The organism is Bradyrhizobium genomosp. III, assembly GCF_000261705.1.
In the GTDB taxonomy this organism is placed as follows: domain Bacteria; phylum Pseudomonadota; class Alphaproteobacteria; order Rhizobiales; family Xanthobacteraceae; genus Bradyrhizobium; species Bradyrhizobium ottawaense.
The window spans coordinates 1-26,045 of sequence record NZ_AJQF01000509.1; the positions used below are offsets into that span (position 1 = coordinate 1).

Consider the following 26,045-nt stretch of genomic DNA (forward strand, 5'->3'; position numbering starts at 1 on the left):
ACCACGAGCCGCATTCGCCTTGCGTTCGCCGCGGCCTGTCCGGAAGCCGACCTGATCCGCTGCTTGCCAGGTGCGCTGCTGCCGCTCGGTCCTTGACCGGCGGGGCGTCCGCCCCCCGTTCGCCCAACCTATACCTCAAGCGCGTTGCAAAGTACGGGTCGTCAGGCGGTGAAAAGCCGAAGGCAATCCTGTGCGCCTCGTCAGACAAGATGTTCGGCCGCATCAATCGGGCCCCAAAGCCGCACTCTCACGAATAGGACGGGCTAGCATTGTTAGGAGGTTTGTGCATGTGCACATGATGCGCGCCGACTCGAACGACGGCCAGGCGCGGAGACGTGACCATAGGAGACGTCCGTGAAATCTTGGACGGACTTCGCTGCAGGCTCTCCGATTGATCGATATCGTACAGATTCGTCGCACTCTCAGGATTGCTGGCTTCTTCAAGAATGCAGGAGCTTTGAATGAAGGATGGGGAATGCCATGGGTGTGCTGGTTTCCGCTCGATCTCGCCCACCGTTCCGATTTGGTGTCGCCCGCCATGCCCAATCGCTTTTCTTAGCTGCGGCTGAAGTTCGTGCATGGTTTCCTCGGCGCGCCCGGTGCTGCTGCTTCTTCCTCGCACGTGCGTCAGGCATTTCCTGGCATTGGACGGGGTCTTCTCGGCATAACGCATTGCAAGCTCGTCAGGCTCCAAGCTCTTCTCAGGCAATTGCAGACGCGACAACCACAAGCAGTTCTGCCCGCAGCAGCCCATTACCCTTGCCGTCCCACCAAGCCTGGTAGGTGCGATCACGGGTCGTTTCGGGGATGATCCGACGCGAGTAAAGGTGCAACAACGGCTACAGCTATCAACTAGGAAATACGAGCGTCGGCCTCCAAAGAACGGAAGCCGGATTTCCTATGGCGACTGGTTTCACCAGCCAGCGGTGGCGAGAACTGTTTCCCGGACGGACTGATGTCACATCAATCGTGGATTTTCAGGTTGCACATCCGCTCGTCGGTAACGCCGGCGATATTCTGCTCGAGCACCAACTAGGGCGAGACGGCGAACGGCCGCTAGTGAACTGGCGTCCTGCCAATGACGAAGCGAGAGCCCGTGCAGAACAACTGGGCTTCGTTCATGTGGATCCCGATGATATGGTACTTGATCCCACCCAGTCCAAACAGTGGAGATATAGGGATGGTGAATGGCAGCGCGCAACCAATTCTTCGATGTATCTCTCCAAAGCGTCGAGCGATGATGAACCTTCATCAGAGCCCGACTCGGATGGAGACTTCATGTGACGTGAGATCTCTACCAATCCATTTGAGGTGGAGCAGAGCGCAGACCAACCGACACCTGCGGCTTACGATCGAGCCTTGGACGGAGCGAAGCCCAAGCCAATTCGGCTCAAGCCGTGAGGTGCACTGTACTGGCGGCGGTTTACGAGAGCTGGTGCCTATAATAGCACAAAAGAAAACCCCGGCTTCCAGCCGGAGTTTTCGACTCCCGCCCGGGCGGGAGGAGCGGATTGCCTATGGCAGGCGCCAGCGTCATTGTGTCCTCGCCATCAGAATGGCTCGGGATCTTTCCGGGTTGCCTGGGTGAGGAGGGTTTCGTTGGCCGTTTTCTTCGTAGGCGTCTCGAGAAGTGTCGGGCCAACTCATCGAGCAACGAGACCATCCACCCGGGCTCGCCGGCATTGGATGCGAAGATCAAAAAATGGAGCAGATGTCAGGACAACTACCTTGCCTTCGTTCAACTCGCGTCAGTCAGGCTATGGCTGCGCCTTAATGAATCCGCGCCCTAACACTACTTTGGCAGATTGTTAGAATTGGGCTTTTTATTAGGATTCTCATCCTGGCTTGGTTGTGATTCAAGCTTGGGATGGACCGATTCGTTTTGACTGACGCCCAATGGGCGAAGATGGAGCCGCTGTGTCTTGGCAAGCCGGGCGATCCCGGCCGGAGCGGCAAGCTGTTTGTCGAAGCCGCGCTGTGGATTGCCCGCACGGGCAGTCCGTGGCGCGATCTTCCGCGCGCCTTCGGCAACTGGATAACTGCGTACACGCGCTTTCGCGACTGGGCGAAGGCGGGCGTCTGGAAGCGCATGTTTGATGCGGTCTCAGACGAGCCGGACATGGAATATGTCATGGTCTGTAGAAGTTTCGACTTAATCTGACGGCAAGGTTTGAACTGGCAGGGAATGGAGCTGCGGGCGAGCAGGAGCGCTCACCCAAAGGGCGCTCCCGCGCAGCCCGCGGCGTCTCACAGGGAGACGTTACCATGACCCAGGAACAGAAGTCATTCGCGCGAAAGTCGGCATGCTGGAATTGGCCAAGCAGCTCGGCAACGTCAGCCAGGCTTGCCGGATGATGGGCTATAGCCGCGACAGCTTCTACCGGTTCAAGGAACTGTACGACAAGGGCGGCGAGCTGGCGCTGATTGAGATCAGCCGCAAGAAACCGGTCCTGAAGAACCGTGTCGCGCCGGAGGTCGAGGCAGCCGTCGTTGAGCTGGGGATCGACCAGCCGGCCTGGGGTCAGGTGCGGGTCAGCAATGAGCTCAGGAGCCGCGGCCTGTCGATCTCCCCGTTCGGCGTGCGGGCGGTGTGGCTGCGTCACGACCTCGCCAACGTCAAGAAGCGGCTGACGGCGCTGGAGGCCAAGATGGCCCAGGACGGCCTGGTGCTGACCGAGGCCCAGCTCGTTGCGTTGGAAAGGGCCAAGTCCGAGAAGGAGGCGCACGGCGAGTTCGAGAGCGAGTGCCCCGGCTATTGCGGTGCGCAGGACACCTTCTATGTCGGCAACATGAAGGGGGTCGGGCGGATCTATCAGCAGACCTTCATTGACACCTACAGTAAGGTGGCGTTCGCCAAGCTGTATGATCGCAAGACGCCGATCACGGCGGCCGAACTGTTGAATGATCGCGTGGTGCCGTTTTTCGATGCGCGGGGCATCCCGCTAAACCGGATCCTGACCGACCGCGGCACCGAGTATTGCGGCAATCCGGAGCATCACGAATATGAGCTCTACCTCGCCGTCGAAGACATCGATCACACCCGCACCAAGACGAGGAGCCCACAGACCAACGGCATTGTCGAGCGCTTCCACCGCACCGTGCTCGAGGAGTTCTATCGCGTCGTGTTCCGCAAGAAGATCTATCCGAGCATCACTGCCTTGCAGAGCGATCTCGATGAGTGGATCGCTGCCTACAATGAGGTGCGCCCACATCAGGGGCGCTGGTGCTACGGCAAGACGCCGATGCAAACTTTGCGTGACGCAAGTGCTCTGTCGAGAGAAAAATTGTTGCCGGCTGCGTGGGGTCGCACATGAAACCTTTGTCGGACACCTGCCGCGACAAAGCACTCGCTGTCAGCTCAAGTCCCTTCTTTTACAAAGTTTTCCGTCTTGCAACACTCAGCGGCCTACATTCTCATCCGAGCGCCGATGTTCGCCACACCCCGCAATGGCAAGCTTGCTTGCGCGCCGATTGGCGATCCTCCGGACTGCGGGCTGATAACCCTCCCGAAAGGAGTGTTCTCTCCAGGCTCCATGCTTTTGTAAGATAGAGCTTGATGGGGCTCGGCGCTGCTCAGGCAGTCCGCCAAGCCGATGGAGGCATGAGCGCTGTCACCGGATGGCTCACCGCCGCAAGACGATACCTCACCGGATCCCCAGTCGAGCCATCTGCGCTGAAGCGTGCTCCGGATCGGGGAGGGGCTGCCACGGCTGGCCAGCGGCGGTGCTTAACAAGGACTTGCAGAACACAGGAGTGAGCCTGCCGCGATGGATCACGACATTGTCGTGCCCCTCGGCGGCTCGAGCGCTCTGCCAGTGCCGATTGTAGCCGCGCTGTTCGTCGGACTTGACGTGGCAAGCGGCGAATTCGCGATCGCCCAGCGTTGCCAATTGCCAGGCATTTACCGGGCGCTTGGTATGGATGTGCACCCACATCGGCCTTGGCATCGCACCGCTGCGCAGCGCCCTGGGCTGCAGCTTGATTTCGAATAGCGTCCCCGGCTCTCCCTTCAAGGCGTGCGGTGGATCCACTGACGCCAGTTCTCCCGCTTCCCGCAACTGTTCTAGGTATTCTTGCGATGGAAACGCATAGGTCTTCGTGCAATCGCTTGTGATTGCTGCCTTTCGCGCGTTCAATGAGCTTGCCTGTCCCTGAACCTCGGACCACATCCTTGTCAGCCGGACTATTTTTTCGTGCACTTCAGGCACTTGCGCAGGCGTGAGCAGGCCTCGCCGGCGAGGCTCCTCCAGCGCGGCTACACAGGCCTCAATCTCGGAGGACTGCGTCTGCATGCGCTTGATGACGACATCCAACACGTGTTCGGCGTCCTCGGGCTTCATGTGGCGAGCTTGCGAGGCGGCGCTTTGCTGAGCCGGCAGATCGAACTGCAGCAGCTGGTCCAATCGCTCAAGTAATCCCGGCAGTGCTTTCCTGGATGGCGGAGCCATCCACATCTGGAGGTTATCGGCCGCAGCGGATGACGCGCGTGCCTGCTCCGGAGTGGCGAGTTTCTTTGTACCGAGATCCGAGAGCACGATGACCTTGCCCGCCGGGGCCGTCGCCGCATCGGGCCTAGCGAGTTGCGGCGTGGCGGGGCTGGCCGTCGAACTCCCCTCTCCTGCGGCTGCTGCGGGCCTTGCTTTGCCCGTTCTGCGCGCCGGACTGCCTCCGCCCGCTGGGCCAATATTATCCGGAAGCGCAGCCCAAGCCGGCGGTTCAATCGTGGCTTGCGTCTTTGGCTGCAATGCCAGCAGCCGCATGACTTCGTTCGCCGTCACCCACGCAGCTTCCACGATCTGGTCCAGCAACGGCAACGGAAGGTCAGTTTCCGTTGCAGTCCCCCTCAGGCTGTCAAGCATGCCGCTCAGCCCCGATGCAAATTCCGAAAGTCGTTCCATGACTCCTTCCAGAACGGCGCGATGCTCCGCTTCGAGCGCCGCTCCATCGCTGTACAGAACGGCTTGGGCCGTCGAGACGAACGCCGGAAAAACATCTCCGATGAAGGCCCCGAGCAGGCGCACCCTCCCGCTCTCATCCATGAGGGCGTCGCGCACGTCTGGTTCCAACGTGCTCGCTTGCGAGTTGACTAAAAGCTCCACGAGAGCGATCCGCGATTGCAGATACATGCACTTCGTAAAGAGCGCCCAGCCCGTATGATGCCTTAGTGCGGCATCTTCGGCCGTGCGCATGGCGGGCGTGCTGCCTGGAAGGTGGGCGGTAGCGGCACAGACTGACTGCATCCGCTCACAGCGCAGCACCTTCTTTCCCCACAACTCCATGCATGCTGCATAGTGGTTCGCAACGCTTGTAAACAGGCGGCTCAGCTGTGCAGGCGAGGCGATGTCTTTGAGGCTGTCGAGCACGCCTTGTGCTTTCTTTCTGCTCTCCTCCAGCTCGTAGATAATCTGGGTCGCCACTTCATTACATTCGTCAGCCTCCCTCACAGTGTCATCGCGGAGCCGGCGAGCCCGATCGTTTGGCAGAATTCGGCGCGCCAAATCGGGTGGCAGACTGGCGTAGTACGCCAGAACTGTTGCGCCTGCTTTGACGACCTGATCCATCAGATCTTGTCTCTCCGGCAAGTTCCGGGCATGCCCGGCCGCTCGGCGGCAAGCTTCAAGTTCCTCAAGCAGGCTGCTCAATTCTCGCTTTGCTGCCTTTATCTCCTCCCTCGTTGGCGCCGCTACGTCCGAAGTTGGCGGCGGGTTCGCAAGCGTCGCCGCTCTCACATCAGGCTCAGACCGTATCCGCCCTACGACGGCATCGAAGGACTGATCGCGTTCCCCAGGGAAGAGACCAGACTCCGGGCTCGAACGGCTCGATTCCCTAATGCTTTCGGCTCCCGCGGCCTCAAGCTCTGATGGACCAGCTCGGCCAATGCCTTTCATGCTTCATCTCCGGATAATTGAGGGTGCGCAGCCTGTCTGGATAGGCCGACTGGCTGACGACTAGCTGACCAAGAGCATTCATCCGGATGCGCAAGGAAGAAGATGCGGCCTTGTGTTCGACTTCTATCGCAGCTTCCATGCTGCTGGAGTAACCGCGTCAGTTCCGGTGTCATCAGCTGAGACGCGAACAGGCCAGACGCCCCCTTATAGAAAACTGACAGCTATAGAAAAATGACAGTCGCGTGCACCAAGCATTCGCCTCACGTATCGTTCTTCACGGGCGATTCAACGTCTGCCCGGTTATAAATAGCTGCCGACAGAACCTTCGCTTCTATCCATTCATCTGCGCAGTTTGAAGAAGCCAAGATAGTTCACATCAATCCACACCCACCGCACACCGGCGGTCGAGACTGTCCCGATCATGGCCTAAGCTTCAATCCGCACGGGGAGAGCGGAATAGCCGTGCACGAAGTTAGATGCAATTCGCTCGGGTTCGCCGACGACCTTGATCTTCAATCCCCCATCCAAAATCTCTTCCCAGAGGACTCTCAACTGCAGTTCCGCAAGGTGTCGGCCAAGACAGCGATGGATTCCGAATCCGAACGAGAGGTGTTGCCGCACATTCTTGCGGTCGATCACGAAACTGTTGGCGTTCTCAATGACCTCTTCGTCTCTATTGCCGGAGATGTACCACATGACGACCTTGTCGCCTGTCCTGATCGGTTTTCCCCCAACGATGCTGTCTATAGCAGCAGTGCGGCGCATATGTGCGATCGGCGTCTGGTATCGAATGATCTCAGACACGGCGCTCGAGATCAACTTGGGATTGTCAGTTAGTTTCCGCAGTTCGGAGGGGTACTGGCTCATGAACAGGAGGCCGCCGGTAATCGAGTTGCGCGTGGTATCATTGCCGCCTACGATCAGTAGAATGAGGTTCCCAAGAAACTCAGTTGGCTCCATATGGCGTGTGACGGGTGAATGCGCCATCAAGGAAATCAGGTCGAGGCGTGGCTCGGCATTGATGCGCTCGTTCCAAAGCCGTGTGAAATAGTCCAGGCACTCCGACAAGATGGTGCTTCGCTTGTCCCAGCTGTCGATGGCATAGCCTGCTTTAGGAGTTGTAACAGCTGCGTCCGACCAATAGGTCAGGAGTCGCCGATCCTCAAATGGGAAGTCGAACAGCGTGGCGAGCGTTTGCGTCGTCAACTCTATGGAGACCTTGGTTACCCAATTGAAGACTTCATTACGCGGCAAGCCATCGAGAATCATCCGGACCCGAGAGCGGATCAAGGTTTCGAGCCTCGTCAGGCTTTCCGGCCCGACGATCGGACTCACCGTGTTGCGCTGCTCGGCGTGCTGGGGAGGCCCCATCTTGATGAAACTTGGGGTCCAGTGCTTATCAGGCACCTCGACAATGGTGACACCTTGCTGTGACGAAAACGCGTGGTGGTTTGTGTCGACCGCTACGATATCCCGGTATTTCGTTATTGACCAATATGGACCATGAGCGCTATTTTGACAGTAGTGAACGGGATCTTCTCTTCGCAACCGCTCGAAGCAACCCCATATGCTGTCGTCTTGAAAGCGCTTGCCCTCGCTTACATCCAGCTCGCTGAGCGGGATAATATATCCATCATCCGCTCTATGGATTTCCAATCGCCTGTTCATAACATCTCCGCAGATTTTGTTCGCGAGAGCTTACGGATCCAAACTTACGATTCACCGGTTTGAGCTGTCGTGGCGTTTGGCTGTGACAAGCTACCCGAACAGACTATCTCAAAGTGCGGCTAGCCAGCCCTACCATGTCGGGCAGTAAGGATCGCATTGACTTTCCGGCTCCATCTACTCAATGGATCGCTGAGAGCTGTCACCACCGCTGGCCTCGCCGTTTCCGGGAACGGCATCGGCGTCAACATAGTGGCTGTCGTTGCCCTGACGGCGAAGGAGCTGGTCCGGCTGCCGCGGCTAGGTCCTGTTCTTCCCAGTGACACCGTCCTGCGCCGCCCTAACAGAGGCCGCCGACGAACGTCATCGCGCTGCCCGATCGCTATCTGAGCGCTACCGCGCGAGCCCAGCGCGAAACTTCGCCTTCATTGAGGGCTCCTACAACCGAACTTGGCTTCATTCCGCTCGCATATATCGCCCCAATCGACATGGAGCTAAGAGCCACCTAACCCCGTCTACTTTTTCGGGCGAAGATCTATGAGTAATCGACTCGCTACGACTGCTTAGGCAAATCGATCCAGATATCCTGAGCACCATTTAGGAGCGTATCCTGATCTGGAACATAGATGCTATCGGAAACCGTGAGGCCATGAGCCATTGCAGCCCCAATAATTAAGAATGGGAGCTTGACCTGCTCTAAATCTTTGAAATTATCAGCGTCGACAATCCGAACAAACTCGAGTCTAAACTGTCGAAACTCTATCCGAGATGTCGCCGACGCGACCAGATCCTTCACGCTTGACGCTCCTCGGGCGATCTCTTCTCTTGAACGGTTGAGTGCCGTGAAGAGACAGGACAGCTCATCAAGCTCGGAACGGTTAAATCGCCTCAAGCGCGACGAAATGGGCACTCCGTTCTTGTATCTCACGGTCGGCACAAACCTTATCTCGCAATCGAGAAGCAGGTCTGCGACGGCGCGCTTTACCAGGATCGCCTGACCTATATCTTTCAGGCCGAAGTAACTGCGAGTTGGCCTCGAATAGCAGATCCAGCGGATTGCTCCAGTAACGGCTTCCTTCAAATAAGTTTCAGGCCCCCCTAAACGCAAATCACAGTCACCTTGCGATACATACGTTCGATAGCCGACCGGGAACATTTCGGTGTCGCTCGACGAAATCACGGCAGTTGCTCCTGAACGTAGGGCAAGTCCAATATCATCGTCCAAATTGAAATCGTAGCTCCCACCTGGTCTAAGCTGGATCTTGTTCGGGTACACTGTGACGATCGCGACATCATTCTCCAATGCCGCTCTTCTAATCAGCTCTGCATGCCCAAGATGCAGGGCGCCGAGAGTGTGGACCGTTCCAATCGTCTGACCTGTTCTCGCGACCTCCCGGATGAACGCCTTGCCTGCGGAAAGACCTGTCAGATGCATCTTCTTACTCCGCTTTTTGAACGCCAAAATAGTGGCGCGTTCGGATCTCGGAAGGCGCGCCGCCCAGCGTCTCGTGGGCCGCGCACGCCAACGAGCACCAAAGAGGTTTTACGCCCTCTCACACCTCGACCACCGCACGAACTGTCCAAAGCTCGCGCGCACTGTTCTTGCAGCTCCGAAGCAGTCAGGTTGACCCTTCTCGACCCCGTCTGATCACCGATGAGAATTCAGCCAGATAGCTTGATGGTTCGCGCGGCTGCCGCCCCTCCAGAGCGACCTGCAGTCCCCGACAACGGTCGGCGAAAAATGGTGGCTCGAAAGTGGTTATCTTAGCGCCCGAAAAGTCCACCTTTACGAAACTGGCCTGGAACGGCGATATCCCACTCAGGTTCGCATCGCGCAGGGACGATTGGTTCATGCGAACGTATGCGGCTCGCGTTGCCTCCAGGTTACTTTCGGTCATATCCGCGGCGAGATATGCCTGAACGAGATTTGATCCCTCGAAATTTGCGTGATTCAATGCCATTGATTGCGGCGGATCACCGGTGATCATCGACCTGTAGAGGTAAGCTTGGGATAGGTCCGCATGCTCCAGATCGCAGTCGCGCACAAAGGCGCAGCGGCCGCGAAAACCGGTGAATTTGGCCGCTCGCATTGTGCTCTCTGTTATCGAAATGCTTTCACCTGATGCGCTAGATAGATCCGCCCCATTCAGCTGACAGGAGTGAATAGATGCACCGGTAAGCACGGCACCCACGAGGTTCGCGTCGGACAGGCCTACGGACAGAAGCCGCGCCTCGGTCAAGTCTGCCTGTTCCAGCTCCGCTCCCGCAAGATTTGATAGGTGAAGATCAGCGAATGGGGCGCTCAGGGCTCTCGCCCGAATCCGCCCGCTCACCTTTGAGAGTCTCAGATACGGAAGATGAGCGCCCTCTAAGACGAGACCATCGATCGAGATGGGACGCACGATCGATAAACAGTCTCCCTTCGACTGAAAGAACGAGCAATCCGCCAGATGCGCCTTCGTGATCGTGACCTGGCTCAGCTTTGCGAAGCGGAAGGACGCTGAAGGGAGGAAGCATTCATTGATGGTTGAGCCCTGTAATTCCGCGCCGTCGAATACAGCATCACTCGCGTCGCACTGGTAAACGAGGAGCCCGCTGAGCATCGCGTTGTCAAAGCGTGTTCTTTTCATGCTGCAACCGTGAAAAAGGCTGCCGGTTGCATCGATTACATTGCGCAGACTGGCATCATCGAAGTTGCAGACCTGCGCTGCCATCGCATGCATATAGGCAAAATCGAGCTTGGCCCCCATGAAACTTGCCCGCTCTAGCCCCGGACAGATAAGGTTCGCCTCAGAAAGATCTGCTCGATCCAACTTTGTTCCGTAGAGCTGCGCGCGATTGAGGGTACAGCGTCGCAGCGGGAAATCTGATAGGTCATGACCGCTAAGGTTCTCGGAGGATAGCTGCAAGCCAATCCCGGTCCTTCTGATTGCCTCCTCGGTTCGCCTCCTAACAGCAGCAACCGCCAGCAGCCGGTCGGCAGCCCGGCTCCAGTACCGAACGAACTCGCCATCTGATGAAAGCTTGTCTTTCGGATCTGAGTAGTGCTCTGCCCCTTCATTCACGGTGCACTCGCTATCAGCGCCGATCCTTTGCGACATGTCGAGAGTTCCGTACTGCCAGGATTACGAGGACCTCTTTGTGCTTGGCATGGACGCAGGCTGCGGGCTTTGTGGCGAACTCGCCGGGGATTTGGTGACACGACGTGTCGACGAGACTCTTATCATGTCGCTGTCCGCGGCGGCCGACGCTTGACCACGTCAGCCGAATTCTTGTCATGCGTGTCCACTGCCAATCGGTGCAATTGTCTACCACACCCACCAACCCTGATCCGTTGTTTGGCAGCGCTGATATGTCCGAAAGTGTGTTTCTTTTCGCCAGCTCTTCGACACTCCACATCACTCTCCATTAACCCGAATGCGCAACATTCTAGGTCTTTCTTCTTGTTCGGAATGGACCCGCGGCTTGCGGGCGGAACAGTGATCGTTCACCTAGCTCTGCACTCAGCCTGGCCTTACCTCATCGGCAGCAACAACCGTGCCAGCCGCATCAGTCGGAATTGTCGAGCTAAATCGGCAGCGTAATTTCCACATGGGCGCAGAATGTTCTGATTCTGACAAACACGGTCCCGCTGACAGAAACCGCATTATGGTCGCTACGCCACCTTGAAAGCAAAAATTCCGACTTCGGTTGCAGGAGGGCAAGAGCCGCAGTCCTTACGGGCACGCAATCGATCAATTGCAATTCGACACTTGCGGATCGCCGGCCTCCTGGTTAGCCAAAGCTCGCGATCGGCTAGGCCTGCTCCGCGAGCCGACGGGGCCATCTATGGGAGAACGAGTTGGGCCGATCGAAGTCGCACCCCCGTGGCTTGTTTTGCGACTAACGCTCGGCGCGCCGACGCGATCCATCGCATCAGTATTCCCAACAATGGATCTTCATGCCACGCGGCCCGGTCAGAGCCCGATGGCCGCGGCATGATCCGGCGTTAGTATCCCCAGCAGCTTCTTGAAGAGCTTTTCAAAGTCCTTCACGGGGAGCCGATGCAAGCTAGTCCAGGCAGGCTGCCCCATGCGGCTCAAGCTTACGGTAAGCGGGCCCTCCCCCGGGCTGCTTCCCCATAACCTTTCATACGGTACTGCCATGAAGCGGAGAGCGACAATGGCCCATCTCGCCAAAACTCTGCTCCGCAATAAACAACAGGCTCGCCGGCACAGACGCAATGGCCACGGGCTTTCTTCAAGCAATTGGGTCTGGTCAGCTGTTCGACAGCTAGGCTTTCTAGCATAACAGCATCTTTATCCGGACTGGAGCCCGACTCGAACACAAATATCTGGACGAGAAGCATGAGCTGGATTGCCGGTCAGGGGCCTGCCGCACGCCTCAACACCGAACGTTCGAGAACCAGACCGGTGCATCTTATACAAACTGCGCCCGTCTCAGTTCCTGCTCCTGATCTGATCAACTTTTGCATGACGATATTGAAGGCCGACAAAAGGAGACCGGAATGGCCCCATTTGACAACGTCAACCCATCCGAGGCTCGGATGCATAACCTCGATCCACAACAGGAAGAGACGGCGCAAGCAGACTTTGAGCATCGGCTTGGAGAGGCTCAGCCAATCCTCGCATCATTAGCTTCACCCGCGGCTGGATCGAACCCGACGGTAACGGACGGCAACAAGAAAGCGCAAGCTATCCCTGAGAACGAACGGTGCGCGGCTGCATCGTTCGTGAGAACGCGCGGTCAGCTTGCCGCAACGTTGACTTGCGCTAACCTTGCGGAACTCAGAAGAGACATCGAACTCGCTGCGCAAAGATCAGCACAATGGCCAAGAGCGACTGGATCGTCAGCCTATCGCGTCGACAGTGACCGCGTTTACGACGACGTGTTGGCATCGTCATACACGGAGCTGCAGCGCTTTCAAAACCACGCCAGCCACTGCAGGCCACATGTGTTGGACCGTCAAAGCGCGATGGCCCATTTGCGTTCCATGGCGGCTTTGCGTTACGAGCAAGCTCCCTGGAATATCTGGGGAGGCCAACGACTAGATCTGGGCCGCGCAGCGGCAGAGCACATGAGGGGCGATACCAATTCTTCGCCTTTTGTGTCACTGTCCGAGGACGCCTCACTACTGCTCGTTTCGCCGGACGACGACAAGGAGTTTGGCGCCAAAGTCATCGCGGAAAACGCGAATGAGTTGCACACCTACACGGTGCCGAGGGTCACAACTTGGACGGCGGAAGACATCGTCAGTATTCTCGAGGATGGAACCGAAAATGATGAACCCGATCTGGCATGGGTGAGTGCTACCCCAACCGAAGAGCGTGAGGTACTATTTCTGGGTGGGAATCTGGACGACTTTCGGACGGCCAGCGCATCGAATCCGTACAAAAAGTCAGGAGCAAAAGGCTGATGACGCAGGCTCCGGAAAGGGTGATTTGCCTTTTCCGATGCTTGGAAAAGTCGAAAACAGCGTTCATGCTATAATCCTCCGGTCCGTCTGCCCGGCGAGGGGGAGCGTCAACAACGCCGGTCCTGGCTGGATCCGCTTAAATATGATGTTCTCACGAGGGCCGCGGGCAGCGCGTGGACGTAGCGAGATCATCTGGACGTTCAACCGAGAGGTATTGGCTCAGCCCCATACGACGACTGCATGAGCCGCCGATCTTCCACCTCAAAGATCGAATGGAGATCGGCGACATTCATGAGTTAGCTGAGCAACAAGTTCAGGCAACTTGATCCTTCCCTGACGAAAAGACGGCTAGAAAGAGTCTGGCAGTCCTGACGATCGAAAAGATCCGTATCATGCCCGGCGAAGCTGTCCACACGATGGAGGATCAAGTCTACGAAGCGCCCGTCTGCTCTGTGCTCTTCGTTACCAGATGAACTTTGCGCCATCCGGCACTTCGCAGATGAATTCGCCTTGATTCGCGAGTTCGGTGGTCCCGACGACAAGTTTGGAGGCTCGCACCGTCAGCTTGCCTTCGCGGCTAAGGCTATGGCGGATGTACTCGGTCACGGCATGTCCGGAGCTGTCGACCGTTTGATGAGCATTGGCGAAGCTGATGCCGCTCTGGCTGGTCACCCTGAAGGCATTGATGACCAGACCGGCCTGCGTCGCCGACGCAGGTTTGCCACCATCCGCGTTGGTACAGTGGGTCATATCGAGGATGAGCTTCACATTCTTCCCCGCTTGGAGGGCTCTGAGTACTTCAGTGTATTTCGGCGAGGGGTCGTCGGCTCTTGCCGGCGCGCTCGCGGCCGAAAGCAAGGACAACAGGATCGTTAGTCCTCGGCCAGTAACCTTCATATGCTCTTCTCCCTCGATAAGTACCGCCGATTGCGGCCTCCAAGTCGTGATGCTCGCGATGCGTTTGGCTGATTCCAGACAACAAGCGCGCTCGTACAAAGCAGCCTGTCGCAACGACGCGCAAGACGTTGTAATGGCTATTCCGACATCACAACCTCGTATGTTAGGTTTGCGGAAGTGGCTTAGCTTCCCGCGCGTCGACTAGACCGGCTTGATCCAGCGTCGTCCGCTTGGAAACAGCAAACCAAACCGGTTGCGCTGGTCCGCCACAGGCCTCTCGAGCGAGAGAATGTAGTTCTCGCCTCTGCATAAGTAGACGATCTACGAACGCGCCTTTCGCCACCTCAAGCACCGGCTCGTCCATCTTGCTGTGCACGGGCTGTCTGCCTTAGATCACGCGTCCACAATGAAGTGGTGGGCGCGTCCTGGCGTGCCGATCCGAACAATCTCAGGCATCCAATAGCAGCCCAATCGAACACCAATGCCAGGAGGCAAACGGCAGCACCGATTTTGATCCGACGCTTCGCGCGACTTCCTTCCGGCTGGCTGTTCGCCATGCTGACTGACTCAATTCGACTCCGTCAAGAGCTGAAACTAAATGGCGCCCTCTCTGGTCTGTCAGCTTCTCGAAAGCTGCGCCTGCAACAATCTAGGCTGGCATCCGGCACTTCGAAGGGAGAGAGATATGAACGTTGATCCACGAAATGCTGTGGACACTCCCTTTGAGGTTCACAACGTGGTACAGCAGGCGCGCCGCGTCCATGGACAACAGGATGAGCTTGGCGCCGAGAGCAGCGCAACGGCACACAATTCCGAAGATCAAGCAAGCTTCGAGCAGCAGCTGAATGACTTGGATATAGACGACCTCGATTCGGCCTACCCGACGCCGCCTTCACTCTGCTTAGCGGCAAATTCCGCGACTGCCACGTCCTCGTCTGCGCCAGGCGAGGCCGCCTCGGAACCCGGTAGCTGCCCAGCCCCATCATTTGTCAGTGCCCGCGCTCAGCTTGCAGCAACACTGACAGGTGCCAATCTTGAAGTGCTTCGCAATGAGATCGACCTTGCCGTGCAGCAGGCGGCGCGCTGGTCACCGGCGAGCGCACCTAGCATTGACCGAGACGGCGTATTTGACGACGTCGTGAGGTCGTCTTATGTCACACTGCGGCGTTTTCAGAATCAGAATAGTGACTGCAAGCCGCATACGGACGAAAACACAAGCGCCATATTGCATGTTCGCAACACGGCTCGGGATCATTCTTCCATTGGAGATCATCCAGAGCGGTATCCTATTGACCGGGCGCGCCAAGCTGGCTGGCATATGCGCGGCAAGACAACAACATCACCCTTCGTATCGTTGGTCGAAGATCCGGCGAAACTCGCCGTTTCTCGCGATCATTGGGCGAGGGCGATCGCCAACAATGCGAACGCACTGCACACCTACACTGTTCCGAAGCACAGTGTCTGGACGCCAGACGACGTGATGAGCAGCATTGCGCTCAGAATGAATGCTGAAGACTACGACAACATCGATGCGGACGTCGATTTGATGTGCTCACTTGGCAGAACGCCAACGAAAGAGACCGAGCGCCTGTTCTTGGGCGGAAACTTGGAAAGCTACCGCACCGGCAGAGAAGAAAATCCCTATAAGCGCGAGAGCAATGAGTAGATGGTCTCTCGGCCAAACCGTTGGGCTGGTTCGTTGGTTTTCAAGCACCCAAACTCCCAAAAGAAAGACCTTGAAGCGGCGTACCAACTCCGCACACGCAGAACAGCTTAAGCTTATGCGGCGACCGGCGGCCCGATCAACTCGCCGGTCGAGCGGCAGAGCGGTTGGGTCTCCGACAAGATGCACTTCCGGCGACGCGAGGATGTCGGACAATCCTCCTCCTGTGCGCGCTCGTTGGAGCATCCCGGCGCCTTGGACATTGTGAGTTCGAACGACATACGAGCTCACGGCTGGCTGGCGGCTTTGGTGGAGTTACGCCGCTGAACGCGCTGCGTCCCTCTCTGTACTCGGTCTGAAATTGGCCGCGCGGTCAAGCAACAGGTGTTTCGGCCGCGATCGCATCGGGCATTCGCTCCCCGCGATAAGCCGCGCTGCTACAAGACAGCCGATCCGTCACCTGGATGCGTTCCATCAAAACAATCGATTTTGCGGAGCGCGCCTAAGAGGCTCATAGTCGATCGCAATATAAGGAGGCCGCATTCAAGATGACGTCTGGCAATCGATTCTCTCCTCAATCCCTTGCCGAACAACTTGGCTCGAGCGATCGACAGTCTTCACCTCGAACGTTGCTTCCTGTTCATCAAGTGGACGTCCACCTCTCGCCACGGTCTCCCCGCTAAATTGACACGCATGAGGCGGATCGGATCGCCCCGCTCCTGGTGTCATGGCTTACCCCGCTTGCCAAGAGCGCCTGCCTCTTCTGCACTCAATAGCGCTTCTGCGAGACGTTTAATTGGACGGACGAATGCTCACGGCTTTGTACACAGCGAGACGGACCGCCGCGCGCAGTTCGACGGCATGGTCGAACTGTGTCGCCGTTGCCTCACAACGATTCCAAACTGAAGGCACCCCGACAAAGAGCATTCAATTGCACTTGAATCTCACCTCGCGTCAGATTGTAGGATTTCCGACAGTCTCGCGACACAGTCCGCTCGTGTGAACTCTTCCTGACGGGTACCAACAATTGCGAACGTCTCAAAAACTCAATGCTCGGCCGATTCGGTTGATCACACTACCCAACTCCTCCTTTTTAGAGCTTGCATCGTTCATCTGCTCTGTGAGGGCTGGGCGAAGCGCCGTCTTCGCAGGCAGACCTGGATCCAGCGCGCGAGAACAACGCGGGCAGTCTTTGTTTCGCCTATGCCGACGAAAGGCAGAGTTCCTGAGCCGTGCACCCGATCCGACGACATGGAGCCGGCGTCGCCGCCTCAGACAAGGCACGACAGCAATGCCGCACGTAATTTGTCCTTCATTGGCAGCACTAGCTCAGTTGGGACGGAGAACGCCTCGGAAGCGACCGAGCATTGGAACGGTTGACATCTTACTTGGATAACGCCGGCAAACGAGAGGACGTCTGTCCCGAAGGACGCGTTGATCGTTTCGTCGCATCTCGGCCTTTTACACCCCATTGGCCGGCACATAGCGCGCGAAGTGTCTTTAGCGCGGAACACTTGCAATGCCGCGACTTGACGGCACTACGGCCAACAGCCTCGCAAGACTGACCGCGGATCAAGACGAACTGGGAAGTATTCAATGTCGGTTTCGCAAGCCTGTTCGACGACAAATACAGCTGATCTCGCCCGTGCCTTGCTTTCGCTGGGGCAGTCTCGCGCGATCACTACCGCTAGCATTCGCGCAGCGCATGCAGGCATTGCTATGTGCCGCCCACAGATGCATCAGTGCGCCGCCAGGGCTCTCAACCCCGTAAGTCATCGCAGAGCTCTTGCCAACATAACGGATATGTTGAGCTGCGCCGCCCGCCCAGGCGACCCGCCGCGAGCCGTCACATATCCGATGTCAATGGATGCGCATGCATCGGTCGCCTGCCAACAAGCTCTTGCGGGTCGTCTACGGCTTTTCGAATTCATGCCAGACCGGCAGCATCCAGTCGCCGGATCTCTTGGTCAACCCTAACACGCTCAAGTCTTGCCGAGGACGGACGAGAGGCGATGGATGCGAATTCTCCTGGTTGATCATCATGCGGACTTTGGCCGCGCTGTGAAGGCAACGCTCGTGAATTGCGGGTTCGCGGTGGACGTGACGCCCACGCTGGATGAGGCGTCAGCCGCGCTGGATTGCGCAAACTACCACCTCGTACTGCTGGAGTCCGTCTTGCCGGATGGGGATAGTTTGGACTGGTTGAAGCAGTTGCGGCGCGAAGGACGATCAATGCCGGCAATGATGATGAGCAGTCTCAATGATCTCAGCCGCCGGATCGCGACCTTCAATGCGGGAGCGGATGATTTCCTGCCCAAGCCTGTGTCGATCGACGAACTCATCGCTCGCATGCGGGCCATTTTGCGAAGGTCAACGCAAATGACGGCGCCGGTCGTGACATTCGGGAATCTGCATTTCGATCCGATCGCCAGACAAGTCTCGGTGGGTGGCCGGATCCTGAGGATTGCTCGGCGTGAGGTGTGCATTCTCGAGCATCTGCTCAATCGCGCCGGCCGCACTGTGCCGCGCGCTTCGCTGGAAGATAGCTTGTACGCGTTCGATGACGAGGTTTCGACCAATGCGCTGGAAGTCGGGATTTATCGCTTACGCGCGCATTTGAACCAGGCGGGTGCGACGCTCAGAATCAAGACCGCGCGCGGCGTCGGTTACACTCTTGAACTCGTTGGCACAGCATCGGCTGCCTAGCAGCGTCACTTAAAGGCAACAATCGCTTGAAGGTCCTTAATAATGCCGCCGGCGCTACCCAGCCGCCTGCGATCACCAACCCACAACGCTCTGCCGCTCTCAATCGTCTCTGCTACCTCCTATGCGGATTTGCTTTGCTGTTTCCGCTTGCGGCCTCAGCCGAGACCAAGCGGGACGGCAAAGGAGAGATGCCACGTGCGGCACCCGGCAGCACCACGGGCACGCTCAATATTACCTCGTCACAGGGAAAGACGGTGCATTTGAGCGCACCGGCGGCGACCATTTTTGTCGCCGACCCTGCAATTGCCGATTATCAAGCTCCGTCGAGCAGTACAATTTTCGTGTTCGGCAAAAAGTCCGGGCGGACGAGCCTGTTCGCCCTCAACGAAAACGGCGAGGCTCTTGCCGAGCTGCGTATTGTCGTAACCCAACCACTCGAGGATCTACGGGCCGCGCTCAAGGCCGAGGTCGGCGACTATCCAATTCAGGTCAGCTATACCCCGCGCGGGGCGATCCTTAGCGGTATAGCGCCCAATGCCGATGTCGTTGAGGCTGCGAGGAAGGTCACTGAGCAATTTGTTGGCGCGGGCGCCCCGGTCGTCAACAAGATCCAGGTCGCCGGCTCACTGCAGGTAAATCTCAGCGTGCGCGTAGCAGAAGTCTCCCGCACCGCCGTCAAGGATCTCAACATCAACTTCACCGCCTCGGGCCCAAACGGCGCTTTCCTTGCCACCGGCAAACCGGGAGGGTCCGGCAGGGCTGGCGGCGGCGGCACGATTGGGATCGGGTTTAGCACCGGCAATATCAACCTCAGCGCTGTTCTCGACGCTCTCGCCAGTGAGCACCTCGCCTCAATCCTGGCTGAGCCGAACCTGACGGCAATGTCCGGCGAAGCCGCAAGCTTCCTCGCCGGCGGCGAGTTTCCGATCCCAGTCATGCAGGACAACAGGCAGGTTTCGGTCCAATTCCGGCAGTTCGGCGTGAGCTTGGAATTCGTCCCGACAGTGCTCAGCAACAACCAGATCATTGTCCGTGTGAAGCCCGAAGTCAGCGAACTATCGACCGAAGGCGAAGTCAAGATCAATGGTATGGCGGTTCCTGCCCTCTCGACGCGGCGGGCGAGCACCGTGGTCGAGCTCGCCAGCGGCCAGAGCTTTGCAATCGGCGGCCTCATCAGGCGCAACTTCAACACTGATATCGGCGAGTTTCCCTGGCTCGGCGACGTACCGATCCTTGGTGCGCTTTTTCGCTCTTCATCGTTTCAAAAACGCGAAACCGAGCTAGTTATCGTTGTTACACCTTACATCGTACGGCCGGGATCAAATCCAAGCCAGATAAGTATTCCGACCAACCGCATCGCACCGCCATCAGATGCAGGCCGCATCTTGACGAACACGGTGGCACGGCCGCCTCAAGGCCGCGATGCGCCGCGCGCGAGCGCACCGGGACTGACGGGCAACGCCGGCTTTATCATCGAATGAGGATCGACATATGAACATGCGATATTTGTCCCATTCGATTGTCCTTGCCGCAATATTGGGGGGCTGCGCAAATACTGCGTCGATCCATCCCAATCCTGCCGAACAAGGAGTCCAGGTCGAACAGAAAAAGCGTGTCTTGCTTCTGCAGAGCCTCCATGCCCTCGAAAAGCTTCAGCTGCGTAATTTTATCGCCGACGCAAGTGGTGGCCGGCGGGATGCGCTCCATGTGGATGTCAGCGGCTCCCATAAGCTCATTGCGCAGGTGGCGCACGAAGCACGCGCCATGGGGGTTGTTCCCTCTAACATCCGGCTGTCCGCTTCTCCCCTCAATTTATCGGGCCGTTCCGCCGTCAGGATCGAGGCGATTACGTTTGAAGCGCATCTTCCGAACTGTCCGTCGCTTTTGATCGCAGGACCAGCAGTGGACGACAATTCGTTCGAACCGACTCTTGGTTGCTCGACCAAAAACAACCTGGGAGTGATGGTGAACGATCCGCTCGACCTGGTTGATAATCGGTCTGTCAGCACGGTAAATGGCGATCGCGCCGCCGCTCCTCTTGCTAGTCACTCTACTCTCGCAGCGCGCAACAAGGGCAACGGAGAAGATGGAGCAAGCACGACAGCGCCGGACGCAGCGGGACCAACAACACAGAATGTGCAGCCGCTCCGATAGGCGCTTTAAGCGCTTGTCGGAACCTACTGTGCAGCACCTGGCGCTCAGGCGCACGAGCGATGCTGCAAGGCGCAGAGAAGGCAATTGCGAGCCATCATTTATCCTTTCATTCTACCTTTCCGCTTGGCGATGTCAGGTTTTGGAAAGCAAACGTGAGTAGCGAAATAGCGAGAGAGCGAGCCCTGCGGACTGAACATGGACCGATTCAACACGATCAACCCAGCCGATAAGGCGTCCGCTGCGTCGGATGCCGCCGTGGAACAGCCGGATCAAAAGCATGTGGCGTTTGAGCAGCACCTGGCAGGCGTGCGAGAGGCGGGCCCTGTATATCCGCACGCGGCGCTTCATGATGTCACTGAGGAAGACGATCACCTCATCCAGGCGGCATCGGCCGCTGCTCTCAATGGAGGGCCGCCGCCGAGTGAGACCACCGTCAAAATTTATGATCGTCGGCTTCGCAAATTCGCCGAGGGGCTGAAGAAGTCCGGCAAATCAATTGCTGGGCTCGATGACGATGCCTTACTCGCTAACGCTAGGAAGCTGCTGCCAAACGACAGGGTCATCGCGCCAGCATTGTTAATGATCAGTCGGTACCGCGAGCCCGACGCCAACGCTCGCCCCCTCTCAACACATTATCGTCCTTCCAGGGAAGATGAGGGTCTTATCAGGGATGCCGCCGAGGCAGGTTTTGGTCGACAGATCGGCAGGAAAACGGCCGAGAGCTATGCGAGCGGACTGCGGAAGTTGGCGGTAGCGCTCCGACCCTTGTCCATTGCCGACCTCAGTGATGATAAACTGCTCGGACACGCGGATAGGTTGTTCCCGAAGGACAAGATGCTCATCTCCGCCTTGAATGGCCTTCGGGACTATCGCGCCATTACCCTGCAGACCAATTTAGGCGGAGAAGGAGGCAGTTCGCGCCAGGTCATCCAGCCGTCCACCCCCTCAGCTATGCCGGCCGATGAGCAGCCGATTGGGGACGATGCAGATGAGCGCAGCTCACGGCCGCCGGGGTTCAATGCTCCGCAGGTCTGGCATGGAGTGGGGTTGGCCGTCCATTCGCCTACGGAAAGTGTCGCCCAGGACGTGCTTTTCGATGCTGCAGAAGCCGAGAGCTTCTTGCCGGCGACCATGCTTGGGCCAACGGTCAGTTCAATGGTTCACTCGCCGGTGCAAAGTGTCGATCAGGAGGCGCTTTTCGATGCCGCGGATCGTGCGAACCTTTTGTCGGCGGCGACCTCCAATGCGCCGGTACCTTGGCCAACGATGAGTCCAACCATTCCCTCGCCGGTGCAACGTGTCCCTCGGGACGCGCTTTTCCATGCCGAGGGTCGCGAGAACCTCTTTCGCGCGCTGACCTTCGATGCACTGGTGCCTGGTCCAATGATGAGTTCAATCATCCACTCGCCGGTGCAAAGTGTCCCTCAGGACGCGCTTTTCGATGCAGCGGACCGCGAGAACCTTTTGCCAACGCCGACCTTCGATGCGCTGATGCCTTGGCCAACGATGAGTCCAACCGTTCCCTCGCCAGCGCAGAGTGTTGCTCAAGAAGCGCCTTTCGATGCCCCTGCTTGGCATCCGAGCTTGCGGCAGCCCGATTTCGCCTCTGAAGACCACTCTGGACAGATGATGAACGAAGGCGCTGCGGCGCAGACCACCCTTGAGCAGACGATCGCAGCAGCCGGCGAAGCCTTTGATGCGTCTTTGAGCGTTCCCGAACATTTCTCCCACGGGACTCAGGCCGCGCCGAATATGATGCACAGGCTTCGCCGCTGGGGCCTCTTGCCGGATGCAGCACAGCGGGTAAAGGCCTACGACATTCGAGGTGAGCGCTATATGGCCGTCTTGGGACCGGGAGGGCTCAACGATGTTCAGCTCGTCCATCTGCTGTCGCCCGCTGTCGGCGATACGTTTGATGTTTCTTTCGCCGTTCCCAAGAATTTTTCCCATCGCACCCAGCCGGCCCCCGACGAGATGCTGTCCAAGTTAGGCGAGTGGGACTTCTTGCCTGTTGTGGAACATCCAATCATGAACTTTGAGATCGGCGGCGAACGGTACACGGCCATCTTGGGACCGGAAGGGCCCAAGGACGTTCAGCTCATTCATCACCCTCGGCCCGCTTTGCCGGGCGAAGCTAGGCCTGCGGCACTGAGGACTTCCTCAGATATCTACGGCGGTCTTGCGCCAGGGCTTGATTCGGCGGCTCCGTTCGAATGGAGTAGGGACGCTCCCTCGGCGCTGGCGCCGAACCTTCCTCTGCCGTCTGCCGCACCTGCATCAGGCCATCAGCCAGTCCCGCAAGTGCCTGAACTGGGAGAGTTCTTGGGCGACGGCTGGACGCACGCCTCCCAAGAGGCTTCGCCCGCCGTGATCGACATATTGCAGAATCTAGGCCTTCTGCCGAGCCGGGACGTCCCAATGACCGCTTTTTTTATCCACGGTCAGCTCTACACGGCAGAGAGCCTACCGGGAAGCCGCGTTCTTCTCTTCCATCAGCCACAATTTGGCTGAATGAGGGGCTCGTCGGCACCTCGGACAGCTGCTCAGGCGGACCTAAAACCACGTCTGATCCTCCTTCCGGAGATCTTAGAAGCACGCTTCAACGATGCCGGGCGGTGAGCAAATCCGACCTTTCCAGTGCCACCATGATCTCAAGCAGCTATCGATCAAGTAAGCATTCGGCAGCACCGCACTCTGCAGAGCAAGAGAGGCGCGGTCGAGTAGCTCAGCCATTTGGCTTTCGCCCTCACAGATCCGGGCGGGCGGATTTCCCGCACCCGGCTCTTCCCGAGGGTAACCCGCGTCATATCCGCGCCTGCGCCCAAGTGCGAGTGATGCGTGGAACGGGCAGAGGGAAGCGTGCCGTCAGGGTGTCGAACTCCGACCAGCCCATGCGCCGACTTTTCTGGCTGCGTCGTCTCAGACAACGTAGCCAGATCCGACGCACTTCGCGGTAGAAGCCGTTGAGCGCTGGATAATTGTGCGGCCTGCCATAGTAGCCGTAGTGCCCGCGCAGTGCGGCGGCGAACCGCTCGTGCTGCGTGGCCAGTGGCGCGTGCATGAGCCGCCAGGCGTCCTGGCGCAACGCCGTCAGCTTGCGCGTCAGGCGTTTCCCTTCCGTCTTGTGCTTCACGATGAACCGGCCATCTCGGGTCCGCCCGCAGTAGTGGGTGAAGCCGAGGAAGGCGAAGGTCTCTGGTCGCCGCTCGCCGCGCCGCTGACGCGAGACGGCCGCGAACCGGCCAAACTCGATCAGCCGCGTCTTGCCCTCATGAAGCATCAGGCCAAAGCTGGCCAGCCGCACCTTGAGGGCCAAGAGCATTTCCTGCGCATCTGCCTTGCTCTCGAAGCCCATGACGAAGTCGTCCGCATAGCGCACGGTCACGACGCGACCGCGGGCATGACGACGACGCCATTGGTGGGCCCAGAGATCGAGGATGTAGTGCAGGAAGATGTTGGCAAGGAGCGGGCTGATGCCTGCCCCTTGCGGCGTGCCCCTGTCCGTCTCTCGCTTCTCGCCGCTCTCAAGAACACCGGCCCGCAGCCACAGCTCGAGGAGCCGTAGGATGCGAGGATCGGCGATCCTGTGCGCCACCATCCGCAACAGCCACTCGTGGTCGACCGAGTCGAAGAAGCTGCGTATGTCGGCATCGAGCACCCAGTTCACACGCTGGCTCATGATCGCCGTATGCAAGGCATCAAGCGCCATATGAGGATTCCGCCCCGGCCGGAAGCCGTAGGAGAACCCAAGGAAGTCGGCCTCATAGACGGCGCTCAACACCTCGGCCACCGCGCTTTGGACGATCTTGTCCTCGAGCGCCGGCACACCGAGAGGCCGCTTACCGCCATCGGCTTTGGGGATGTAGACTCGCCGCACCGGCTGTGGCCGGTAGCGACCAGTGTGGACCCGTCCGCAGAGGTCGCGGATGTTATCCGTGAGCCCCTCTTCGTACTTCGCCATCGTTACCCCATCGACCCCCGCGCTGGCCTGCCGCTTTTGTCGTCGAAACGCCCGAAGCAGAGCGTCCTCGTCGATGTGGTGCAGCAAGGCCGTGAACCGGGTTTGGGCAGCCCGCTTGGCCGCCGCGTTCACCCGATCGAGGTTCGGCGGCAAGGCAACCCGGCTCTGTGTCCGGACCCTGGCCTTCTCGCGCGGGCTCCCCTCGGGCTGGCCCCTTCCCTCCATACGTCTCGTTTCCTTCGACGACTTCACAGGTACTATGGACCAGTCCGACTCCCGACCTCAGCTCGGACTGCGGCTCTGGCAGTGCCTCGCCGCTGTCCCCCACTGGAGACCAATCCAGTGGACCCGATCGGGCCTCTCATGTTCCGATGATTGCCTTCCATGCGTGATGCGGCCATCGACCCCGACGGAGCGGCATCGTCTCGCATAACGACGATGCTCATGCTGCCTTCGTGACTAGGGAACACACTCGGCCTCCGGCTGATGGCGCTGGTGGTCGAAGGCATGACCGGCGCGGCATGTGCAGTGAGATCGGCGACAACGTGAAGGCCTTCCTCAACCGCCCGCTCTAGGGCGATCGGCCCTATCTGTGGATCGGCCACGTACGTGAAGCTGCGTCAGCAGGGGCGCATCGTCTCGGTCGCGGTGACCATCGCGTCGAGTTAACAGCGACGGCCGGCGTGAGGCGCTCGGCATTGACGTCGGCCCATCCGAAGCCGAGACGTTCTGGGCCGCGCTCCTGCGCAAGCTCGTCCGCCGCGGCCTGCGGGGCTACGGGCTCGTCGTCTCCGATACTCATGAGGGATCACGGCCACGGTCGGCGAAGTTCTCAACGCCACTAGCGCTGCCGCGTCCACTTCATGCGCAATGCGCTGGCACGTGCCGGCAAGAGCGCACGGCGCCTCGTCTCCGCCTTCATCGCCACGGTGTGCGCCCAGGACGATGCCGAGGACGCGCGGGCGTAATGGCGCTGCGTCGCCGACCAGCTCCGCTCCCCTGCCAAAGCGCGGCGCCTTCCTTGCAGCGCCGGATCCGCTACTGACGGGCAATGCACGGCGGCGGGCAGGAACTCATCTTCCGTCAGACCTCCGGCTCTTGCGATTGATTTGATACGCAAGCGGCTGACCGCTGGCGTTGTCACGTGACGATCTCCTTCATCCCGCTAATCCCGAATCTTTTTCGATTCGCCTGTGCGATGTAGTGCGCGGGCTTCTTCGCCATGTTTCTGAACTTGGCCACTCTAGAATCAGAAATGCCGTCAGTTGCGAGTTCCTTGCGTGCAATGAAAATTCACATCGAAGCCCGTAGCACGAGTAAGTACGCGGCAACGGGCGGTGCTCCCGCCGCTCTTCGTAAATATGAATGTGCATCACGTCTTCGACCTCTGGACCCACGAGTGGAGAAGCAGCGGCAGCTATGCCGGCGGCAGTCTTATGGGCTTCGAAATAAAACCGAGGTCCTACGCCTTCTCGACGCCCTGCGTGAGCGAATAGCGGAGTTCGGTCTTTCGCTAAATGAGGAGAAGACCCGGATTCTGAATTTGGACGGTACGCGGCCGAGCGCCTCTCGCGCCGGGGCAACGCCGCCCGAAGACGTTCGACTTCCTCGGGTTCACGCACATCTGCGCGGTGCACCCAACGAAATCCGCACTTCACAATGCGGATTTCACGGATCGTGAGCATCGATTTCGCG

The 26,045-nt window shown here is 58.6% G+C and carries 16 protein-coding genes and 1 pseudogene; 10 read left to right on the forward strand and 7 right to left on the reverse strand.

The genetic code is table 11. From position 1 onward, the window contains the following. Nucleotides 1–247: 247 nt before the first annotated feature. Nucleotides 248–673 (reverse strand): hypothetical protein, encoded by a 426-nt coding sequence (locus tag IC66_RS44355; RefSeq protein WP_223153745.1) that lies wholly within the window; start codon nucleotides 671–673, stop codon nucleotides 248–250. A 227-nt stretch (nucleotides 674–900) separates the two neighbouring features. On the opposite strand from IC66_RS44355, the gene IC66_RS44360 reads away from it, so the two are divergent. The 3 genes from IC66_RS44360 (at nucleotide 901) to IC66_RS0139480 (ending at nucleotide 3,314) form a co-directional block, all read left to right on the forward strand. Continuing rightward, entirely contained in the window at nucleotides 901–1,284 is a 384-nt protein-coding gene (locus tag IC66_RS44360) for a hypothetical protein (protein ID WP_011084664.1), read from the forward strand. 583 nt (nucleotides 1,285–1,867) lie between these two features. Further along, complete coding sequence (locus IC66_RS0139475; protein WP_011084662.1) at nucleotides 1,868–2,161, forward strand: IS5 family transposase; 294 nt, start codon at nucleotides 1,868–1,870, stop codon at nucleotides 2,159–2,161. A 142-nt stretch (nucleotides 2,162–2,303) separates the two neighbouring features. Further along, nucleotides 2,304–3,314, forward strand: coding sequence for an IS481 family transposase (locus IC66_RS0139480; protein WP_011084661.1), 1,011 nt, complete (start codon nucleotides 2,304–2,306; stop codon nucleotides 3,312–3,314). A 330-nt stretch (nucleotides 3,315–3,644) separates the two neighbouring features. Here IC66_RS0139480 and IC66_RS0139485 read toward each other — a convergent pair whose 3' ends face one another. The 4 genes from IC66_RS0139485 to IC66_RS0139500 all read right to left on the reverse strand — a co-directional run bounded on the left by IC66_RS0139485 (nucleotide 3,645) and on the right by IC66_RS0139500 (nucleotide 10,654). Beyond that, a complete protein-coding gene (locus IC66_RS0139485; protein ID WP_011084660.1) occupies nucleotides 3,645–5,888 on the reverse strand; it encodes a hypothetical protein in 2,244 nt (747 codons plus the stop codon). Nucleotides 5,889–6,314: 426 nt separating this feature from the next. Continuing rightward, nucleotides 6,315–7,556 (reverse strand): cytochrome P450, encoded by a 1,242-nt coding sequence (locus IC66_RS0139490; RefSeq protein WP_011084659.1) that lies wholly within the window; start codon nucleotides 7,554–7,556, stop codon nucleotides 6,315–6,317. A gap of 550 nt (nucleotides 7,557–8,106) precedes the next feature. Next, on the reverse strand, nucleotides 8,107–8,988 hold the full coding sequence (locus tag IC66_RS0139495; protein ID WP_011084658.1) for a pantoate--beta-alanine ligase: 882 nt from the start codon (nucleotides 8,986–8,988) through the stop codon (nucleotides 8,107–8,109). A 184-nt stretch (nucleotides 8,989–9,172) separates the two neighbouring features. Beyond that, entirely contained in the window at nucleotides 9,173–10,654 is a 1,482-nt protein-coding gene (locus IC66_RS0139500; protein ID WP_011084657.1) for a pentapeptide repeat-containing protein, read from the reverse strand. A 1,406-nt stretch (nucleotides 10,655–12,060) separates the two neighbouring features. On the opposite strand from IC66_RS0139500, the gene IC66_RS0139515 reads away from it, so the two are divergent. Next, nucleotides 12,061–12,969 carry a hypothetical protein gene (locus IC66_RS0139515; protein WP_014497924.1) on the forward strand — a complete coding sequence of 303 codons (909 nt, stop codon included), beginning with the start codon at nucleotides 12,061–12,063 and terminating at the stop codon, nucleotides 12,967–12,969. Between the two features lie 462 nt (nucleotides 12,970–13,431). On the opposite strand, the gene IC66_RS0139520 is transcribed toward IC66_RS0139515, so the two are convergent. After that, on the reverse strand, nucleotides 13,432–13,866 hold the full coding sequence (locus IC66_RS0139520) for a VirK family protein (RefSeq protein ID WP_011084653.1): 435 nt from the start codon (nucleotides 13,864–13,866) through the stop codon (nucleotides 13,432–13,434). Between the two features lie 685 nt (nucleotides 13,867–14,551). Here IC66_RS0139520 and IC66_RS0139525 point away from each other — a divergent pair. The 5 genes from IC66_RS0139525 to IC66_RS0139545 all read left to right on the forward strand — a co-directional run bounded on the left by IC66_RS0139525 (nucleotide 14,552) and on the right by IC66_RS0139545 (nucleotide 22,900). Beyond that, entirely contained in the window at nucleotides 14,552–15,532 is a 981-nt protein-coding gene (locus IC66_RS0139525) for a hypothetical protein (RefSeq protein WP_014497925.1), read from the forward strand. A 2,013-nt stretch (nucleotides 15,533–17,545) separates the two neighbouring features. Next, nucleotides 17,546–18,235, forward strand: coding sequence for a response regulator (locus IC66_RS0139530; protein WP_011084649.1), 690 nt, complete (start codon nucleotides 17,546–17,548; stop codon nucleotides 18,233–18,235). 26 nt (nucleotides 18,236–18,261) lie between these two features. Next, nucleotides 18,262–19,716, forward strand: coding sequence for a type II and III secretion system protein family protein (locus IC66_RS0139535; RefSeq protein ID WP_018647881.1), 1,455 nt, complete (start codon nucleotides 18,262–18,264; stop codon nucleotides 19,714–19,716). Between the two features lie 10 nt (nucleotides 19,717–19,726). Next, nucleotides 19,727–20,389 (forward strand): CpaD family pilus assembly lipoprotein, encoded by a 663-nt coding sequence (locus IC66_RS44380; protein ID WP_011084647.1) that lies wholly within the window; start codon nucleotides 19,727–19,729, stop codon nucleotides 20,387–20,389. A 195-nt stretch (nucleotides 20,390–20,584) separates the two neighbouring features. Next, the gene (locus tag IC66_RS0139545; protein ID WP_011084646.1) at nucleotides 20,585–22,900 is read left to right on the forward strand and encodes a hypothetical protein; all 2,316 of its coding nucleotides are present in this window, start codon (nucleotides 20,585–20,587) and stop codon (nucleotides 22,898–22,900) included. A 292-nt stretch (nucleotides 22,901–23,192) separates the two neighbouring features. On the opposite strand, the gene ltrA is transcribed toward IC66_RS0139545, so the two are convergent. Beyond that, entirely contained in the window at nucleotides 23,193–24,602 is a 1,410-nt protein-coding gene (gene ltrA, locus IC66_RS0139550; protein ID WP_028170458.1) for a group II intron reverse transcriptase/maturase, read from the reverse strand. 272 nt (nucleotides 24,603–24,874) lie between these two features. Between ltrA and IC66_RS0139555 the strand changes: the two are divergent. After that, a pseudogene (locus IC66_RS0139555) lies at nucleotides 24,875–25,315 on the forward strand (transposase); the annotation flags it as partial. Between the last annotated feature and the right edge of the window lie 730 nt (nucleotides 25,316–26,045).

Bases quoted from the DNA above. Each gene is read 5' to 3' on its own strand.
- IC66_RS0139475 (WP_011084662.1), top strand. From the start codon at position 1,868: ATGGACCGATTCGTTTTGACTGACGCCCAATGGGCGAAGATGGAGCCG.
- IC66_RS0139480 (WP_011084661.1), top strand. From the start codon at position 2,304: ATGCTGGAATTGGCCAAGCAGCTCGGCAACGTCAGCCAGGCTTGCCGG.
- IC66_RS44360 (WP_011084664.1), top strand. From the start codon at position 901: ATGGCGACTGGTTTCACCAGCCAGCGGTGGCGAGAACTGTTTCCCGGA.
- IC66_RS0139520 (WP_011084653.1), bottom strand. From the start codon at position 13,866: ATGAAGGTTACTGGCCGAGGACTAACGATCCTGTTGTCCTTGCTTTCG.
- IC66_RS0139530 (WP_011084649.1), top strand. From the start codon at position 17,546: ATGCGAATTCTCCTGGTTGATCATCATGCGGACTTTGGCCGCGCTGTG.
- IC66_RS0139515 (WP_014497924.1), top strand. From the start codon at position 12,061: ATGGCCCCATTTGACAACGTCAACCCATCCGAGGCTCGGATGCATAAC.
- IC66_RS0139485 (WP_011084660.1), bottom strand. From the start codon at position 5,888: ATGAAAGGCATTGGCCGAGCTGGTCCATCAGAGCTTGAGGCCGCGGGA.
- IC66_RS0139495 (WP_011084658.1), bottom strand. From the start codon at position 8,988: ATGCATCTGACAGGTCTTTCCGCAGGCAAGGCGTTCATCCGGGAGGTC.
- IC66_RS44355 (WP_223153745.1), bottom strand. From the start codon at position 673: ATGCGTTATGCCGAGAAGACCCCGTCCAATGCCAGGAAATGCCTGACG.
- IC66_RS0139490 (WP_011084659.1), bottom strand. From the start codon at position 7,556: ATGAACAGGCGATTGGAAATCCATAGAGCGGATGATGGATATATTATC.
- IC66_RS0139545 (WP_011084646.1), top strand. From the start codon at position 20,585: ATGGACCGATTCAACACGATCAACCCAGCCGATAAGGCGTCCGCTGCG.
- IC66_RS0139525 (WP_014497925.1), top strand. From the start codon at position 14,552: ATGAACGTTGATCCACGAAATGCTGTGGACACTCCCTTTGAGGTTCAC.
- IC66_RS0139500 (WP_011084657.1), bottom strand. From the start codon at position 10,654: ATGTCGCAAAGGATCGGCGCTGATAGCGAGTGCACCGTGAATGAAGGG.
- IC66_RS44380 (WP_011084647.1), top strand. From the start codon at position 19,727: ATGAACATGCGATATTTGTCCCATTCGATTGTCCTTGCCGCAATATTG.